Source organism: Holdemanella sp. MSK.7.32, from assembly GCF_024460475.1.
Taxonomy (GTDB): Bacteria; Bacillota_I; Bacilli_A; order Erysipelotrichales; family Erysipelotrichaceae; genus Holdemanella.
In genome coordinates this window covers 1-15,941 of sequence record NZ_JANFYN010000049.1, presented here as the reverse complement: position 1 = coordinate 15,941, position 15,941 = coordinate 1, and the positions used below count along the sequence as shown (strand labels likewise).

The following is a 15,941-nucleotide window of genomic DNA, read 5'->3' as shown; positions in this document are numbered from 1 at the left end:
TAAAAACACGTATCCGTCGTGGAGATGCAGCTCCAATGGCAATTGTACAATTCGTGAAGTAGTAGTTACTACTTCACTTTTCTTTTAAGGAGAATTAAAATGAGTGATTTAGAACAATACGCAAAAGAACATCAAGTGCCTATTATGATGGATGGTGGGTTAAAGTTCTTGTTAGAAAAACTTCAAGAAAATCAATGCCTGTCATTTTTGGAGTTAGGAACTGCAATTGCGCGTACATCTATTGAAGTAGCTAAGTTAGATCCTAGAATGAAAGTTGTCACAATTGAAAGAAATCCTGACATGATCGTTCAGGCAAAAAAGAATATTGGGGAAAGTGGATTATCTGACCAAATCACATTGATTGAAGGGGATGCTCTTGAAGTAGATGTAGATGGTATGTTTGACTGTATTTTTATTGATGCAGCTAAAGCACAATATCGACGTTTTTTTGAGAAATACTGTATCCATTTGAATGAGAATGGTATAATTGTATCAGATAATATGAATTTTCATGGGCTTGTAGAACATCCAGAATTATCGCGTAATCGCAATACACGCCAATTAGTTCGCAAGATCCATGATTATCATACGTATTTGGCAGAACTTTCCGATTATGAAACAGCATTTTATGATTATGGAGACGGAGTTGCCATTACAAGGAGGAAATAATTATGAATCTTTTTAAATTTTTAGTAGGTGCTGCAACTATTACAGTTGGCGCATGTGCAGTTGCTGGCAAAGTACGTCGTGATAAACAAAGACAGGAAGAGTTAGATGAATTCTTATGCCCAGATATTGATGAACCTATTGAAAAAGAGATTCAACCTAGTGTAAGTCCATTAAAAAATATGGAATCGGATATTATGGGATTTAAAGAGGCTGAAGAAGAAATTCTTCCGGTCACACTTACATATAGCTTTGATTCTAAGGAGGCGGCTAAACAATTTCAAACAGAAATTGCTGAAAATGGATTAACTTCTTCGTATGATGATGAAGACAAACTTGTGGATGTAATTTATCATGAGGGTGTAAATGAAAGTGATTTAAAAATTTTGTCAGACACACTTGTAAATGCATGTACAAACACGAGTGCTGAATATAAAGGATTTCATTTTAATAAATAGTGGCTTGAGGGTGCTCAAGCCATTTTAATATGGTATAATAGTTCCGTTTATGGTGGAGGATATGTGATGGAAGCAATTGAAGTTTCACATTTAACTTTTTCCTATGATGGGAAAAATGATATATTAAAAGATGTTTCTTTTTCAATCCCAAAAGGAAGTTATACAACGATTATTGGACATAATGGTTCTGGTAAGAGTACAATGGCAAAACTAATCATTGGTTTATTGGAAGCGAAAAAGGGAAAAATTCAAATTTTAGGTCAGGAACTAAATGAAGAAAGTGTATATGAATTGAGAAGTCATGTTGGAATAGTATTCCAAAATCCAGATAATCAATTTATTGGTTCTACAGTGGCAGATGATATTGCCTTTGGTTTAGAAAATCATTGTGTAGAACAAGAAAAGATGCAGGGGATTATTGAAGATGTCGCAAGTCGTGTTGGAATGACGGATTTTTTAAGTGCAGAGCCGACTAAATTATCTGGTGGACAAAAACAGCGTGTAGCGATTGCGGGTATCTTAGCAATTGAACCGGACATTATTATTTTTGATGAATCGACAAGTATGTTGGATCCTCAAGGTAAGGCAAGTATTAATGCGCAGATTCGCAAGTTACATGAGGAAAAAAATATCACTATTTTATCAATTACACATGATATGGAAGAGGTTGCTCAATCTGAAAATGTCATAGTATTAGAAAATGGTGAAATTGCGATGCAGGGAACACCAATGGATATTTTTAGACAGGAAGATAAGCTAGCTAAAATGCAGTTGGATATTCCTTTTGCGTTAAAGATTTCTAAAGAATTAAAGAAGCGTGGGATTTTTAAGGAAAATGTATGTCGTTTAGATGAGGTGGTAGAAAAATTATGTCGATTGAAATAAAGAAGTTAGATCACACATATAATGAAAATACCCCTTTTTCGCATGCCGCATTAAAAGGTATTGATCTTTCAATTCCAGAAGGGAAAGTTACAGCTATTATTGGGCAGACGGGTTCTGGTAAATCAACTTTGGTTCAACATTTAAATGGTTTGTTGATTCCAACAGCAGGTACTTTGGATATTTGTGGTTTCCATATTCAGCCTTTGTTGAAAATCAAAGATGTGAAGCAATTGAGAAAAGAAGTTGGACTTGTATTCCAGTTTCCTGAATATCAATTGTTTGAAGAAACGATTGGTAAGGATATTGCGTTTGGGCCAAAAAACTTTGGAACAAGTGAAGAAGATGCTTCCCAACTAGTAAAGAAAGTCTTGCCTGTTGTAGGTTTGGATGAAAGTTATTTGGATCGTTCTCCTTTTGATTTGAGTGGAGGACAAAAACGTCGTGTTGCGATTGCCGGTATTTTAGTATTGAATCCAAAAGTTTTAGTTTTAGATGAGCCAACTGCAGGTCTTGATCCTCAAGGTGCTCAAGAAATGATGACTTTGTTTATGAACTTAAATAAAAAGGAAGGCAAAACCGTTCTTTTAGTAACTCACGATATGGAGCATGTCATGAATTATTGTGATCATGTAATTGTGTTAAGTCATGGTGAAGTAACGCAGGAAGCGGATGTGAAGGAATTTTTTAAGCATCCTGAATATCTACAAGAGATTGGTATCAATCCACCTAGTATTGTGCGTTTAAAGATGCAATTAGAAGAAAATGGATTTGAGATGGATCCAGATATTATGGATATGAATTCACTTGTGGATTCAATAGAAAAGCAGGTGAAGAAACATGAATAATGTTGCGTTAGGACAATATATGCCATTAGATTCTGTGGTTCATAAGATGGATCCTCGATCTAAGATCATGATCATGCTGTTTTTAATGGTTGCGATATTTATTCCTGCAGGAGTCCTTGGATATGTGATTATAGGTATTTTTATTTTATTGAGTTTGTATTTATCAAAATTAAATATTAAATATGCCTTAAGAACAATGAAACCAATGTTATGGATGATGGCTTTCTTGTTGGTTATTAACCTATTGGTTATTAAAACAGGAACACCTTTGTTTTCAATCAAAGGATTTACAATCTATAGTGATGCCGTAAATCAAACGTTGTATATTGTGGTTCGTTTAATGTTGATGGTCATTATCACAACTGTATTAACAGCAACAACAAAGCCTTTGGATTTGACTTTGGGAATTGAAAAATTGTTGAAGCCTTTTGAAAAGGTTGGTGTACCAGCTCATATTATTGCGATGATGATCAGTATTGCGTTGCGTTTTATTCCAACATTGATTGAAGAAACACAGCGTATTATGAATGCGCAGGCAAGTCGTGGTGTGGATTTAGAAAATGGGAGTATTAAAGAAAAAATCATGGCCATTTTGTCTTTAATTGTTCCACTATTTGTTTCTGCATTTGATCGTGCAGATCAACTTGCGAATGCGATGGAAGCTAGAGGGTATGATCCTTCTAGAAAAAGAACACGTTACAAAGTGTTAAAGATGCAGACTATCGATTATGCTTCAATGATTTTAAGTGTTGTCGTTCTTTGTGCTTGTATTGGTATTTGGGTATTATGATTGTAAAAGCACTTGTCAGCTATGATGGTTTTAATTATGCAGGCTGGCAAAAACAAGAGAATGCGTTAGGCGTTCAACAAGTGATTGAAGAAGCTTTGTATAAAATTACTAAAGAGAATGTGGATGTTGTTGCGAGTGGAAGAACGGATGCTGGTGTTCATGCGTTTGGTCAAGTCTTTCATTTTGAGACAAGTAAAAATGTTCCGGCTATTCAATATGAAAGAGCATTAAATGCATTGCTTCCTAAAGATATTCGTATTTTAAAAACGGAAGAAATGCCCGATGATTTTCATGCACGTTTTAGTGCTGTAGGCAAACGTTATGATTATTATTGTTCATATGATATAAAGAATCCTTTTAATTATAAGTATCGTAATTTATTAACCAAAAAATTGGATATTGAGGCGATGAAAAATGCATCAAAAGTATTCTTGGGATCTCATGATTTTACGAGTTTTGCCTCAAGTAAAATCGATCCGAGAAAACCTAGAGTCAAAACGATTTCAAATATTGAAATTAATAAAGAAGGTACAGATGTGCATTTTATCTTTGAAGGTACTGGTTTTCTAAGATATCAAGTTCGTATGATGACGGGTACTTTAATTGCGGTAGGTCAACATAAGATAGATATTGATGATGTGCAAAGAATGTTAGATGCGAAAGATAAGTCGGCATGTCGTTATAATGCACCGAGTTGCGGATTATATTTAGTGGAGGTAAAATACAATGAAACAAACTAATTTTCATACACATACTTCACGTTGTCATCATGCCTTTGGTAATGATGAAGAATTTGTTCGTACTGCCATTCAAAATGGTTTTGAAGTATTGGGCTTTTCAGATCATGCGTGTTGGAAATATGACTCTGATTTTGTGGCGCATATGCGTATGAAGCTTGATGAATTTGATGATTATAAAGATAGCATTTATATCTGAAAGATAGATATAAGAAGCAGATTGAGATTCGTTTTGGTTTAGAAGCTGAATACTTTCCTAAATATATGGATTGGTTATTGGATTTCTGTATTGAAAATGAAATTGATTATTTGATTTTTGGCAATCATTATTATGGTACAGATGAGGATCATATTTATTTAGGTGGAGCGAAAGGAAAATATATTAAAGGCTATTTTGATACTTGTGTGGAAGGTATGAAAACGGGTATGTATGCATACTTGGCACATCCAGAATTGATTTTAAAAAGTACGGGTGGTGTAATAACACCAGAAATCGAAGAGGGATTCCACAGAATTTGTAAGACAAGTCAAGATTATAATGTTCCATTAGAATTTAATGTGTTGGGTATGCAGCACAATTTACGTATGGGCTATGAAGAGTATCCACATTCTAGATTCTGGCAAATTGCCGCTCAATATGATGTCAAGGCTATCATTGGTATGGATGCACATGAGGTAGGCGATTTAAATAAAAAATGGTATGATTTCGCTTTAGAAAAACTATCTGAATTTGATGTAGAAATCATAGATGATGTACCTTCAATTGATTATAAAAAAATAAAAGCAGAAAAGATCAAAGTTTGGCAAAAATAAAGCTAAACTTTTTCTTTTTTTCATTGACTTTTATAGGGATATTGCATATCATATTAGGTGGCTAAACTCTGGCCTTTTGAGCCCCGGTAAACGCTCAAATCAAGGAGGAAATTAGATATGCGTCAAACTACTATGGCAAAACCTGCCGATGTAACACGTACATGGTATGTAGTTGATGGAAACGGACAAACTTTAGGACGTTTGGCTTCAACTTGTGCTCATGTATTAAAAGGTAAACACAAACCTACATACACACCAAATGTTGACTGTGGTGATTATGTAATTGTGATCAATGCTGACAAGGTCGAAATGACTGGAAACAAGTTGAATACTGAAAAGTATTACAACCACTCTGGATACTTTGGAGGTATGCGTGTGCGTACAGCTAAAGAAATGAAAGAGAAATACCCTGTTGAATGGGTTGAAAGAGCAATCAAAGGTATGTTACCTCACACTAAATTAGGTGATGTACAACGTGGACACGTATTCGTATACGCTGGTAGCGAACACCCACATGCTGCTCAAAAACCTGTTGAATTGAAGGTAAGAGGATAAGGAGGAATAGAATATGAAAAAATCTAACACTGTTCAATATCATGGCGTTGGACGTCGTAAAAAATCTGTTGCTCGTGTCTTTTTACGTCCAGGTACAGGTAATATCGTAGTCAACGGAAAAACTTTGGAAGAATACCTTCCATTGGAAACTTTACGTATGGTTGTTAAATCACCATTAGAAATCACTAACACAGTTGATCAATTTGATGTGATTATCAACGTACAAGGTGGAGGATACACTGGTCAATCTGGTGCTATGCGTCACGGAATCACTCGTGCTTTAATGGAAGCTAGTGAAGACTACCGTCCAGTATTAAAAGCTGCAGGATTCGTTACTCGTGACCCTCGTGCTAAAGAACGTAAAAAATACGGTCTTAAAGCAGCTCGTCGTGCTCCACAATTCTCTAAACGTTAGTCAGAACATACTTTTGACTACTCTGCAAAGAGATTCAAAACCACTCAAACCCTTTATATATGGGCTTTGGGTGGTTTTTTCTATTTCTGTGAATTGTTGTGAATAGTGTTGAAAAGTCTCTTTAAGCACGCATACAGCACGCTTATAAGTAGCAAAATTAACTCCTCAGTTATCGAAAAGCACGCACAAAATGTAATTTTACAAGAAAAGCACCAGCAGATGCTGATGCGTTTAATATTTTTAATCTTACTAATTCTTTGATTATATAGCTTGTTTTTTATTTAGCAACCAATCCCTGATATCAAAGATTTCAATTCCTTCATATGAATACTTTGGATGACCGGTTTTGGCGATGATAATCTTTGGATATGCATCCTTGATTTGTAAAAGAGGCGCATATTCTCTTTTGAATGTTTCCTCTTCAGTGATATTGTCACTTACCTGAATATAGATTTTTTCACTACCTCTTTGGGCAACAAAATCGATTTCTTTCTGATAAAGCTTTCCAACATAGACATCATAGCCACTACGTAATAATTCAAGACAGACCATGTTTTCATATACTCTGCCATAATCCATGTTTCTTGTACCAAGAACAGCATAACGTATGCCAATATCACTTAAATAGAACTTTTCTGTGCTTTCAAGATATTTCTTGCCACGGATATCGTAGCGCTTGATATCATAGAAAACAAAGGCGTTGCACAGGTATTTGATATATTTTCCAATGGTGACATGATTAGTTGATATGTTCTTTTCGGATAGCATATTGCTGATTCTGCTTGGTGAGGTCAGGTTTGATATATTGTCCATAAGGAATTCACTTAAGCGCTGTAATACCTGAGTATCTGGCAGGGAATACTTCTGTACAAGGTCTCTTGTAACAATTGTTTCATAGACTTCCGTGATATAATCCTTCCTGTCTTTTTCGGTGTTGTAGGCATAGGACCCAGCTAATCCACCTTTGATGGTGTAATCTTCAAATAGCTTTTCTATGTCGTGGTTGTTGTCGTAGTAATTACAATATTCTTTGAAACTGAATGGATAGACATGAATTTCAATATAACGACCGGTAAATAGAGTGGCTAAATCTGCACTTAACAAAAAAGCGTTGGAACCGGTGATATAGATATCATATTTTCTTTTTGAATATAGGCTATTTACAGCCAGTTCAAAATTTGGACACATCTGCACTTCATCAATGAAAAGATAATTCGACTTTCCTTCCACATATCGTTCCTCAACATAGGCATGAAGCGCATGATACTCTTTCAGGTGTTCAAATGAAAGATCCATAAAGTCAATAAAGATAACGTTGATATCATTAAAGTTGTCTTTCAGATACTGGATATACTCCTGCATCAGTATTGACTTACCCGATCTTCTGATACCGGTAATAACTTTTATATCAGGCGTATCCTTCAGATTCTTTATTCGATTTAGGTATTCAGTTCTTTCAATGGTTTTCATAGTGTTACCTCACTTTCAAAAAATGAATTTTTTTAAACTTTTGAAAGTCATCCTTACTTGTATTATATCCGATTATAATCTTTGTATGCAATATGCCACTTTCAAAAAATAAAAATTTTTAAATTTTTGAAAGTGGATAGTATGTTTTTAGCTATTATAACTATGTCAATGATTCTAAAGAAGCAAACGAATTTGTTTTCCAATGACTATAATTCGTTTATTTCTTTTGTGTCACTGGTTACCAAAGTCATTAGCTGATCATCGTTGTCAATCGAACGCCACTCCTATACAGGTTGTTGTTTATCGTACTGGAAATGAATGTTTGAAAGTCATTGTTGGAACGCCAGCTGCTTTGGGTGAACTCAAAGTGTTGATTGCCAAATTATTTGAATATGAAAACTAATAATCAAGTTAAATTAAAAGAAAAAGGCCACAGCCAGCGGTAAGCTGGTTCTGGTCAAAAGCGTTCGCAAAACGTGTAGCCACAGAATGAAATTCTGTGTTCAAAGAGGCTTTGGAGAACTGCACTCAACAAGCAAGTGGAAAGGAAAATTGCAGAGTACGGTTCGGTGTGTATTAACACCTTTGTGACCAACTATTAGTTTTTGATATGTTTGTGATATCTGTGCAGTTGCAAGTAGGGATACACATGTGTGTCTGCAACAATGTGGTGTTTGATCATATTCCAATCGAACCATAAATGGGTTCCAGTAACTGTCGTAATAGTTACGATACGTAAAAAGTTTTTGATCGGGCGTGTGGAATACATAATCACATTGCCTCAATTGAAGATGACATGATAGATAATAAGCATATATTACCAAATAATCTAAATAGACTATGTTTTCTTAATTAAATATTGTGTATTGAATGAACCTAAATAAACAATTAAAATTAATTATAAGAAATATAAAATAATGTTTGGTTTATGATTTAAGATGCATATATAAAGGAAATGAACCATCATTTGCATTGGAAACAAAGGTGAGAAATGTGTCAAATAATATAAATAGGTCATTGATTGGCAATATTTTAAAGAGCATTAGGGTTGAAAAAAATATTCCAATGAAAAAAATAGCATCTGCTTTGAAAATAAGTCAATCTACTGTTTCCCAGATTGAAACAGGTAAGAATTCAGCAACTAAAGAGAAGATAAATGAAATTTGTCATGTATGTGGTTGTTCGTTTGATTATAAAACCGATAGAAAAAAGATGATTGATTTAGTTCTGTATATTTATGCTCAATATTCAAATTTATCAACAGATGAAATGAATTCTACAATAGAAGAAGTTAAAAACAATTCTTTCATTAGCTGCTCTTATGCACGATTTGAATATTATCTAATTCTATATATGGATGGAATTATCAATCAAAATAATGAAGATGTACAACTGTTTAAAAGAATTCTTGAAATAGGAAAAAGTTCATTTTCAAATAAGGAATTATCTATTTATTATGATATAAAAGCGCTAGAAAAAATGTATTTGAACGATAGTATAAAAGCTTTGGAGTATTTAAATCAATCGCGATTATATGATAATGAGTTTTTAATGAATCATTATCATTATTGCAGTATTTATTTGAATTTGGGATATTATACTTTGGCACAAAAATATATTCGCAAAAGTATAGAGATTGCGATTAAAGAAGTTTCTTTTGAAAGATTATGTTATTTATTATTGAATCAAGGAGTACTGTATTTGAATACAGAACAATATGTTGAAACTGAAAATTTGAATCTAAAGCTGTTAAAAGAATCAAAAATACGAAATGAAGAATTTCTAAAATATTGTATTCTATCTAATTTAGTATTGATTTCTTTACTACAAAAGAATTATGAGAATGGATTTAAGTATTTAGGAATGGTAGATCAGAAATACTTGGAAGACGATTATGATTTAGTTTTGTATAGGATTTTGCTTCATTTATTTATTAAAGATTATACATTAGCAAAAAAATATATACGTCAATCTCTAAGTAACAATAGTATAGGTAAATATTATAAGAATTTCTTTCAAGGTTTAAAATACTTGATTGATAATAAGCGTGAAAAGGCTGTTGACCGTATAGAAAGTTGCTATAATTTAGCTTTGACTGCAGGTGAAGTTGACAGAGCTATGTTAGTTTTAAAACTACTAAATGAGTTATATCTTGATTGTAGATTACAAAATAAATTAAGAAAAGTGAAAGAATTACAAGAAAATTTCTACAAGATGTCATATGCGAATCAAATAATTGAAGCTATAGGGTTAAAACTTAATTAAAAAATTGATATTGTTTTTTTATTACAATTACTTTATATTGAAATCAGAAAGAGCATTTTAATCAATTGAATTGTAATGAAATATATTATAGTTCATATTTTGTGAGCTGGCTTTAGGGTATCATTCTCAAGGTTTAGCTCATGAAGTGACGTCAAATATACTATATTATAATTGGAATTGACATAAGTATACTGCTTATGTATGTATTCAAAATGGTATCCTTCTCCGTCTTAAAACAACGGAAGCTTGGATACTTTTTTGATTTGTCTTATTTATTCGAAATTCTTTTAATGATTCTATTACGTATTATGAAAAACTTAATTAAAAAGTTGATATTGCTTTTTTATTACAATTAATTTATTCTTAAATCAGAAAGAGTTTTTTTTAATGGATATTTGCAATTGCAATGAAACGATCACTATATAATACTTGTTTTTAAAATGGTGACAATATAATCACATTCAATGCAAGAACTAATGCACCGGCTAAACCAAGTCTAGTGGAAATATAGTATCTATGAGATAAATAAAGTGTAAACCGAATTATGGATTTAAGCTATAAGTATTTAAGAGATAACATTTTGTTGTCTCTTATTATTTAGGAAAGGAATATGGGGGAATATATATGGAAATACTCAAAGTAGAAGGCGTTTCAAAGCAGATTAAAAATCATAGGATTTTAGATAATATTAGTTTTTCAATATTTGAAAATGAAATTGTAGGATTGATTGGGCCAAATGGTGCTGGAAAAAGTACAATCATGAAATGTATTACAGGACTATATCATATGAGTGAAGGGAAAATTACTATCTGTGGATATGATTTAAAGAGCGATTCATCCAATGCGTTAAAAAATATAGGTGTAAGTATTGAATATCCATCTTTATATCCAGAGTTATCTGGACATGAACATTTTAAAATCATGGCAAATTGGAAACATTTAGATTCTAAAAGAATTGAGGAAATGGAGCAATTCAGTGATTTAAAGGATGGCTTAGATCGAGCCACAGAACATTATTCGATGGGAATGAAACAAAGATTAGTATTGGCTTTGGCTATGATGTCCAAACCTAAATTACTTATTATTGATGAGCCTACGAATGGTTTAGATCCACAAGCTATATTTGATTTAAGAAATAAGCTTTTAACTATACGAAATGAAGGAACAAGTATTTTATTATCTTCCCATCAGTTAAGTGAACTCGATAAATTAGCTGATCGAGCTTTATTTATTAAAAGTGGAAAATTGATCAAAGAGAAGAATATGGACGAACTTCGTCAAAATCATTCGATTTATCGACTAGAAGTTTCTAATCCGAAAAATGTATTGCTTCTTTTAAAAAATTCTTTTATTAAAGAGCATGTTCTTTATATGCAATGTGATTCCAAAGAAGAATTTTCTAAATCCTTGCAAATACTGATTCAAAATGACATTTTAGTGTATTCTTTAGCTGAAGTACATCAGGATTTGGAAACATATTATAAGGAATTATATAAGGGTTAAGCGTATGTTATTAAAAAATGAATTTAAATTTCTTTTTTCAAAAAGAAATATTCTAGCATTGATCCTTGTTTTAATTAGCGTTTTATCCGTGTATTTTTTTAAATACAATACTGAATATGAACAATATGCATCCAATCAAATCATGTATTATTATGAAACGTTAAATGAAGAAAACCAAAGAATCAATATTCTTCCAAAAGAAAAACTGAATGCCTTTTTTAGAGAGGACAGTATTTATTGTCAAAAGTTATTAAGTGATTGGAAAAATGACGAGGATGTAAAAATTATCGCAAAAGATATGTATGATAGGGATCAAAATATTTTAAAATATATTGATTCAGGTATGGATTTATCCAATTTTAAATCGATTCTCCAAAATAATAAACAAGACTTAAAAAAACGAATTCAAATGGAAAAAACATATATTGAAAATGAATATTATGACTTTGTATATCAAAATAAACCGACGGGTTGTTATTTGATGGTGCAATTTTTAAAAGGAAACAATCTTTTCTTTTATTTATTCATGATTTTGATTCTAGTGTGGAATGTGGATATATGGTCTAAAGATTTAGAAAACAATACATTTCGATATTTATTTACAATAGGGAAAAGTCGTAAATATGTATATATACTTCGCGCGTTGTTACATATTTTTATCACTGTTTTTTTTAGTATACTATTTTTCGTCGTATTGTATTTGATTGGATATATAAATTGTGGAAGTGGCATAGAGTTATTGATTGGAACAACACCAGTGATTATTTACTTGTCTCATCATATTCTTTCTGTACTTGGATGGGTTTTGTTTAGTGCTTCATGTATACAATGTTTATCTTTGTTGACGAAAAATAAAGGAATGAGTCTAATGTTGACGGGGTTATTATTTGTTTTTATGTATACATATTTGCATATTGAAACTTTATGGGCCTATACATCTTTGTTCTTTATAGGCGCAATATGCATACAGTTCATTTCATGTCTCTATTTAGAAAGATTGGATTTAGGTTAAGCTTATGGTTTTAGAAATAAAAAGTGTATTAAAGAATAAAGTGAGTGCTGTTATCTTTTTCATTTTATTAGTATTGAACATGGTGCAAGTACCAAATTATATGGGACATGAGTATGATGTGGAACAGAATATGAATATTTTTGAAACGCAGATTCAACAGTACCAAAGAGCTTTATCAGATATCAATCTACAATACATGGCCGTAAAACATATGAGTGCAGAGGAAAAGGTGTATTGGAATAGTTATCAGGATTATTTAAGCTGGGCTATTGATAATGCCAAAGCTGGATGGAATTTATTTAACAAATATGGAAAAGAAGTTTTTAAAAATAAAGGATTAATAAAAAGATATAATGAAATTACATTATGGGATAAGCTGTATCATTTGGATGCTTTAAAAAAGAATGGTGATGAAAAATTTATGCGCCAAGTTCATAAATTAGGCTTTGAAGAAGCAGATATTTCATTTGATCAGAGTCGGATTTTTATGATTGGTAGCCAAATATCTCAAAATAAAAAAGAGGATTATAGAACCGTTGAATTATCTGTTCAAGAACAGCTACATCAATTAGAAACAAATACGGAACAATATGTAGGAAAAGGTCCATGGTATTTTTTAGCACACCAGTTAAGAATAGACAGTTCATTTGCGTATTTGTTTATGCCTTTATGTTTGATTTATTGTGTTGTTGTTTTAATGTACGAAAAAAAGACAGGTGTTTTTGAGCTCGAACAATTAAATGATGTGCACTTTTTCGTACACATACAAGTAAAATTATTTATAGCTTTTTTACTTCTTATGATTGCATCAATAGGTATTCCTTTTCTTTTGCTAGGAATCAGTAATGGCTTTGCAGGATGGGATACATGGCTGTTGGCTGACACTAAACATTTCTTCTCTTTTAGAAGGATGTATCATACAGACAATTATGTCATAAATAATATGTCTGAATATTATGCGACAGAACAAGGATTTATACCTGATTTATCTTTTATTCCATTATGGAAAGCTTTAATAATATCTTTACCATTAATTCTTCTGAAATTAGAACTTTATATTCAAATGGCTATGTTTTGTGTATATACCTTCACAAAAACAGGATTTAATTATTTATCTGGAATAATTTGTATTATTTTATATGTCATCAGTCAAAGAATGGATTTGATATCTTTTATAAATCCATTTAGTATAACCTCAAGTTTAAGTGTTTTATCGGGTTGTGGTATGCAAAACTGGTTGAATTCGATTTGTATATGTGTCGTATTTATTTTTGTTTTACTATTTATAAATTATGTGAGTGTTCGACAGAAAGATAAGAGGAGCTTATGAAAAAAATATTGTTGTATAGAAAATGATAAAAGCAATGTTTTGATTTACATTTACTTTTGTAACATTTTCAATTGTTCTAACTTCTAACTAAAAAAAGGAGGGCTATTTATAATGATAAAACAAAATGTTTTAGATGTTTTAAATTTGTGTAAGTCATATGGCAATCATTTAGTGTTAGATGATATTTCGTTCTCTATTCGAGAAAATGAAATTGTAGGTTTTATTGGTCCTAATGGTGCAGGTAAAAGTACATTAATGAAATGTTTATGCGGGTTAATTCATATGGATTCTGGAAATGTTACTATATGTGGTCATGATATACAAAGTCAAAGAGAGAAGGCTTTGTCGCATCAGGCTAGTTTGATTGAAAGTCCAGGACTTTTCTTTAATATGACTGGTTATGAAAATCTTGAGATATTTGCCAGCTTAAAAAATGTATCGAAAGATAAATTGCAACAAATGGCAGATTATACACGAATAGCAGATTATTTAAAGAAGCCTGTATCTAGCTATTCTTTAGGTATGAAACAAAGATTAGCACTTTCTATTGCATTGCTATCTTCTCCACAATTCCTAATGTTAGATGAGCCTATGAATGGATTGGATCCATCGGGTGTATTTGAATTGCGAAAAGAGCTTCGTAAAATGGTGGATGAATACGGAATGTCTTTATTGATTTCTAGCCATCAATTAAATGAAATTGAAAAGATTGCTGATCGAATTATTTATATTGAAAATGGTAAAATTAAAGAGGTAGAAAAACAAGAGCAGACAATCACATATCAAATTAGGGTGAATAAAATAATAACAGATCACCAGTTTAGAAAACTATCAGATTTTCTATATGAATTTTCTATTCAAAATCCAAATGAGCTATCCGTATATTTACGCAAATTAGAAAGAGAAGGCGTTCAGCTGCTGGATATCACTAATACAAGCGATGATTTAGAGAATATGTATACAAGAATTTATGGAGAATAGATATGGTTTATTTGTTAAAGTATGAATGGTAGAAATTCATTCGCACAAAAAAGAATTGGCTTGTATTCTTATTGATTCTTTGTTCTTTTATAGGGTATGTTTCTTTTAACGGGTACCAAAATCATGTATACATAGAAGCAAAAACTGAACAGTTTTCCAAGGCAAGACAAAATGCTATGTACGATATTACGAATATGGCAAATTATCAGTTTTTGGCTAAAAAAGAAAAAGACAAACTATATTACGGAAATGCGATTGAATATTTTAATAGGCTGTATTCCTGTGCAAATGATTTATACCGCGATTATTCTACCTCTGCTGTTTCTTTAGATGATTTAATGCAGTGGAATGATTTGCTAATTGAAGGAAAAACAAAAAAGTATACGATTATTTCGTATACAACGTATTCTTTAGATTACCTAAAAAAGACACAGAAAGAATATAGGTATTTAAAAAAGAATCATATTCCAATTAAGCATTCGCCTTATGTTTGTACAACATCTAACTTGGCTGTGAATTTATCGAATCATTATTTAGGTGCAGTTTTATTAATTTTATACTTTCTTTTGATTTTTGATATATTTAAAGAATTCGATCAAGGTGTGTATAAAATATTGTTTACTTCAAAATACGATACTTTAAAAATTATTCTTACTAAAGTGGTATTTTCTATTTTTTTGTTAATTGGATTTATTTGTTTGATAGTTCTATTATTTGGCGTAAATACACTGATTTTTGGTATGGGAAATACGCAATATTCATTTTCAGTGGGAAATCATATATATATGGAAAGTAAGATACTAATGTATATTATTTTTATAACAATAGCTATGAGTTTATTTCTGATAGGTGTCTATACATTAATTTCTTGCTTGTTTAAATCAACTACGACATCTTTGGTGATTACTATAACGCTTTATTTAATGGTTAATCTTTTTAGTCAGAACTTACATAAAATAAATTATTTCATTGGATTTTTAAATGTTGATATGTTTAGTATGCTTCAACAAAATAAAATTTTTACCATTTGTATAATGAATATTGTTGTTTTAATAGTTTGTGTGATTTTAAGCATTTTATTGTTAAAAAAGAAAGATTTGATTGTAACGGGTGATTGATATGTTGAAATTTATGAAATTTGAAATAAAACGGAACTTAAAATGAGTATTCCGCTATCTGAAGTCCATGCAATATGCTACAGAAGTCCACATAATCC

At 31.5% G+C, this 15,941-nt stretch carries 16 protein-coding genes and 2 pseudogenes; 17 read left to right on the top strand and 1 reads right to left on the bottom strand.

Going from position 1 to position 15,941, the window contains the following annotated elements; all coding sequences use genetic code 11:
* Positions 1 to 87 precede the first annotated feature (87 nt).
* The 10 genes and pseudogenes from NE544_RS10155 to rpsI all read left to right on the top strand — a co-directional run.
* Positions 88 to 669: pseudogene (locus NE544_RS10155) on the top strand (O-methyltransferase); the annotation flags it as partial.
* A 2-nt stretch (positions 670 to 671) separates the two neighbouring features.
* Complete coding sequence (locus tag NE544_RS10150) at positions 672 to 1,124, top strand: hypothetical protein (RefSeq protein ID WP_117573488.1); 453 nt, start codon at positions 672 to 674, stop codon at positions 1,122 to 1,124.
* A gap of 66 nt (positions 1,125 to 1,190) precedes the next feature.
* A complete protein-coding gene (locus tag NE544_RS10145; RefSeq protein ID WP_118114610.1) occupies positions 1,191 to 2,009 on the top strand; it encodes an energy-coupling factor transporter ATPase in 819 nt (272 codons plus the stop codon).
* Entirely contained in the window at positions 1,994 to 2,854 is an 861-nt protein-coding gene (locus NE544_RS10140) for an energy-coupling factor transporter ATPase (RefSeq protein ID WP_256269250.1), read from the top strand. The genes NE544_RS10145 and NE544_RS10140 overlap by 16 nt, the downstream gene beginning before the upstream one ends.
* Positions 2,847 to 3,644 (top strand): energy-coupling factor transporter transmembrane protein EcfT, encoded by a 798-nt coding sequence (locus NE544_RS10135; RefSeq protein ID WP_256269249.1) that lies wholly within the window; start codon positions 2,847 to 2,849, stop codon positions 3,642 to 3,644. Before NE544_RS10140 ends, NE544_RS10135 begins: the two co-directional genes overlap by 8 nt.
* Positions 3,641 to 4,384, top strand: coding sequence for a tRNA pseudouridine(38-40) synthase TruA (gene truA / locus NE544_RS10130; protein WP_256269248.1), 744 nt, complete (start codon positions 3,641 to 3,643; stop codon positions 4,382 to 4,384). The genes NE544_RS10135 and truA overlap by 4 nt, the downstream gene beginning before the upstream one ends.
* Positions 4,371 to 4,580 (top strand): PHP domain-containing protein, encoded by a 210-nt coding sequence (locus NE544_RS10125; RefSeq protein ID WP_256269247.1) that lies wholly within the window; start codon positions 4,371 to 4,373, stop codon positions 4,578 to 4,580. The genes truA and NE544_RS10125 overlap by 14 nt, the downstream gene beginning before the upstream one ends.
* 65 nt (positions 4,581 to 4,645) lie before the next feature.
* The gene (locus tag NE544_RS10120; protein ID WP_256269246.1) at positions 4,646 to 5,194 is read left to right on the top strand and encodes a hypothetical protein; all 549 of its coding nucleotides are present in this window, start codon (positions 4,646 to 4,648) and stop codon (positions 5,192 to 5,194) included.
* A gap of 117 nt (positions 5,195 to 5,311) precedes the next feature.
* Entirely contained in the window at positions 5,312 to 5,749 is a 438-nt protein-coding gene (gene rplM / locus NE544_RS10115; RefSeq protein WP_003864733.1) for a 50S ribosomal protein L13, read from the top strand.
* Between the two features lie 13 nt (positions 5,750 to 5,762).
* On the top strand, positions 5,763 to 6,164 hold the full coding sequence (gene rpsI / locus NE544_RS10110; RefSeq protein ID WP_117573786.1) for a 30S ribosomal protein S9: 402 nt from the start codon (positions 5,763 to 5,765) through the stop codon (positions 6,162 to 6,164).
* A 261-nt stretch (positions 6,165 to 6,425) separates the two neighbouring features.
* On the opposite strand, the pseudogene NE544_RS10105 reads toward rpsI, so the two are convergent.
* Positions 6,426 to 7,707, bottom strand: a pseudogene (locus NE544_RS10105) (ATP-binding protein).
* A 129-nt stretch (positions 7,708 to 7,836) separates the two neighbouring features.
* Between NE544_RS10105 and NE544_RS10100 the strand changes: the two are divergent.
* The 7 genes from NE544_RS10100 to NE544_RS10070 all read left to right on the top strand — a co-directional run bounded on the left by NE544_RS10100 (position 7,837) and on the right by NE544_RS10070 (position 15,843).
* Positions 7,837 to 8,037, top strand: a complete 201-nt coding sequence (locus tag NE544_RS10100; RefSeq protein ID WP_256269244.1) for a hypothetical protein — start codon at positions 7,837 to 7,839, stop codon at positions 8,035 to 8,037.
* 581 nt (positions 8,038 to 8,618) lie between these two features.
* The gene (locus NE544_RS10095; protein WP_370866111.1) at positions 8,619 to 9,899 is read left to right on the top strand and encodes a helix-turn-helix domain-containing protein; all 1,281 of its coding nucleotides are present in this window, start codon (positions 8,619 to 8,621) and stop codon (positions 9,897 to 9,899) included.
* A 624-nt stretch (positions 9,900 to 10,523) separates the two neighbouring features.
* Positions 10,524 to 11,402 carry an ABC transporter ATP-binding protein gene (locus NE544_RS10090; protein WP_256269242.1) on the top strand — a complete coding sequence of 293 codons (879 nt, stop codon included), beginning with the start codon at positions 10,524 to 10,526 and terminating at the stop codon, positions 11,400 to 11,402.
* 4 nt (positions 11,403 to 11,406) lie between these two features.
* On the top strand, positions 11,407 to 12,414 hold the full coding sequence (locus NE544_RS10085; protein WP_256269241.1) for a hypothetical protein: 1,008 nt from the start codon (positions 11,407 to 11,409) through the stop codon (positions 12,412 to 12,414).
* A gap of 4 nt (positions 12,415 to 12,418) precedes the next feature.
* On the top strand, positions 12,419 to 13,744 hold the full coding sequence (locus tag NE544_RS10080; protein ID WP_256269240.1) for a hypothetical protein: 1,326 nt from the start codon (positions 12,419 to 12,421) through the stop codon (positions 13,742 to 13,744).
* Between the two features lie 111 nt (positions 13,745 to 13,855).
* A complete protein-coding gene (locus NE544_RS10075; RefSeq protein ID WP_256269239.1) occupies positions 13,856 to 14,725 on the top strand; it encodes an ABC transporter ATP-binding protein in 870 nt (289 codons plus the stop codon).
* Between the two features lie 194 nt (positions 14,726 to 14,919).
* Positions 14,920 to 15,843 (top strand): ABC transporter permease, encoded by a 924-nt coding sequence (locus tag NE544_RS10070; protein ID WP_370866109.1) that lies wholly within the window; start codon positions 14,920 to 14,922, stop codon positions 15,841 to 15,843.
* The last annotated feature ends 98 nt before the right edge of the window (positions 15,844 to 15,941 follow it).

Coding starts and splice junctions, on each gene's coding strand:
- NE544_RS10150 (WP_117573488.1), top strand. CDS start 672: ATGAATCTTTTTAAATTTTTAGTAGGTGCTGCAACTATTACAGTTGGC.
- NE544_RS10145 (WP_118114610.1), top strand. CDS start 1,191: ATGGAAGCAATTGAAGTTTCACATTTAACTTTTTCCTATGATGGGAAA.
- NE544_RS10140 (WP_256269250.1), top strand. CDS start 1,994: ATGTCGATTGAAATAAAGAAGTTAGATCACACATATAATGAAAATACC.
- NE544_RS10135 (WP_256269249.1), top strand. CDS start 2,847: ATGAATAATGTTGCGTTAGGACAATATATGCCATTAGATTCTGTGGTT.
- truA (WP_256269248.1), top strand. CDS start 3,641: ATGATTGTAAAAGCACTTGTCAGCTATGATGGTTTTAATTATGCAGGC.
- NE544_RS10125 (WP_256269247.1), top strand. CDS start 4,371: ATGAAACAAACTAATTTTCATACACATACTTCACGTTGTCATCATGCC.
- NE544_RS10120 (WP_256269246.1), top strand. CDS start 4,646: ATGGATTGGTTATTGGATTTCTGTATTGAAAATGAAATTGATTATTTG.
- rplM (WP_003864733.1), top strand. CDS start 5,312: ATGCGTCAAACTACTATGGCAAAACCTGCCGATGTAACACGTACATGG.
- rpsI (WP_117573786.1), top strand. CDS start 5,763: ATGAAAAAATCTAACACTGTTCAATATCATGGCGTTGGACGTCGTAAA.
- NE544_RS10100 (WP_256269244.1), top strand. CDS start 7,837: ATGACTATAATTCGTTTATTTCTTTTGTGTCACTGGTTACCAAAGTCA.
- NE544_RS10090 (WP_256269242.1), top strand. CDS start 10,524: ATGGAAATACTCAAAGTAGAAGGCGTTTCAAAGCAGATTAAAAATCAT.
- NE544_RS10085 (WP_256269241.1), top strand. CDS start 11,407: ATGTTATTAAAAAATGAATTTAAATTTCTTTTTTCAAAAAGAAATATT.
- NE544_RS10080 (WP_256269240.1), top strand. CDS start 12,419: ATGGTTTTAGAAATAAAAAGTGTATTAAAGAATAAAGTGAGTGCTGTT.
- NE544_RS10075 (WP_256269239.1), top strand. CDS start 13,856: ATGATAAAACAAAATGTTTTAGATGTTTTAAATTTGTGTAAGTCATAT.
- NE544_RS10070 (WP_370866109.1), top strand. CDS start 14,920: ATGGCAAATTATCAGTTTTTGGCTAAAAAAGAAAAAGACAAACTATAT.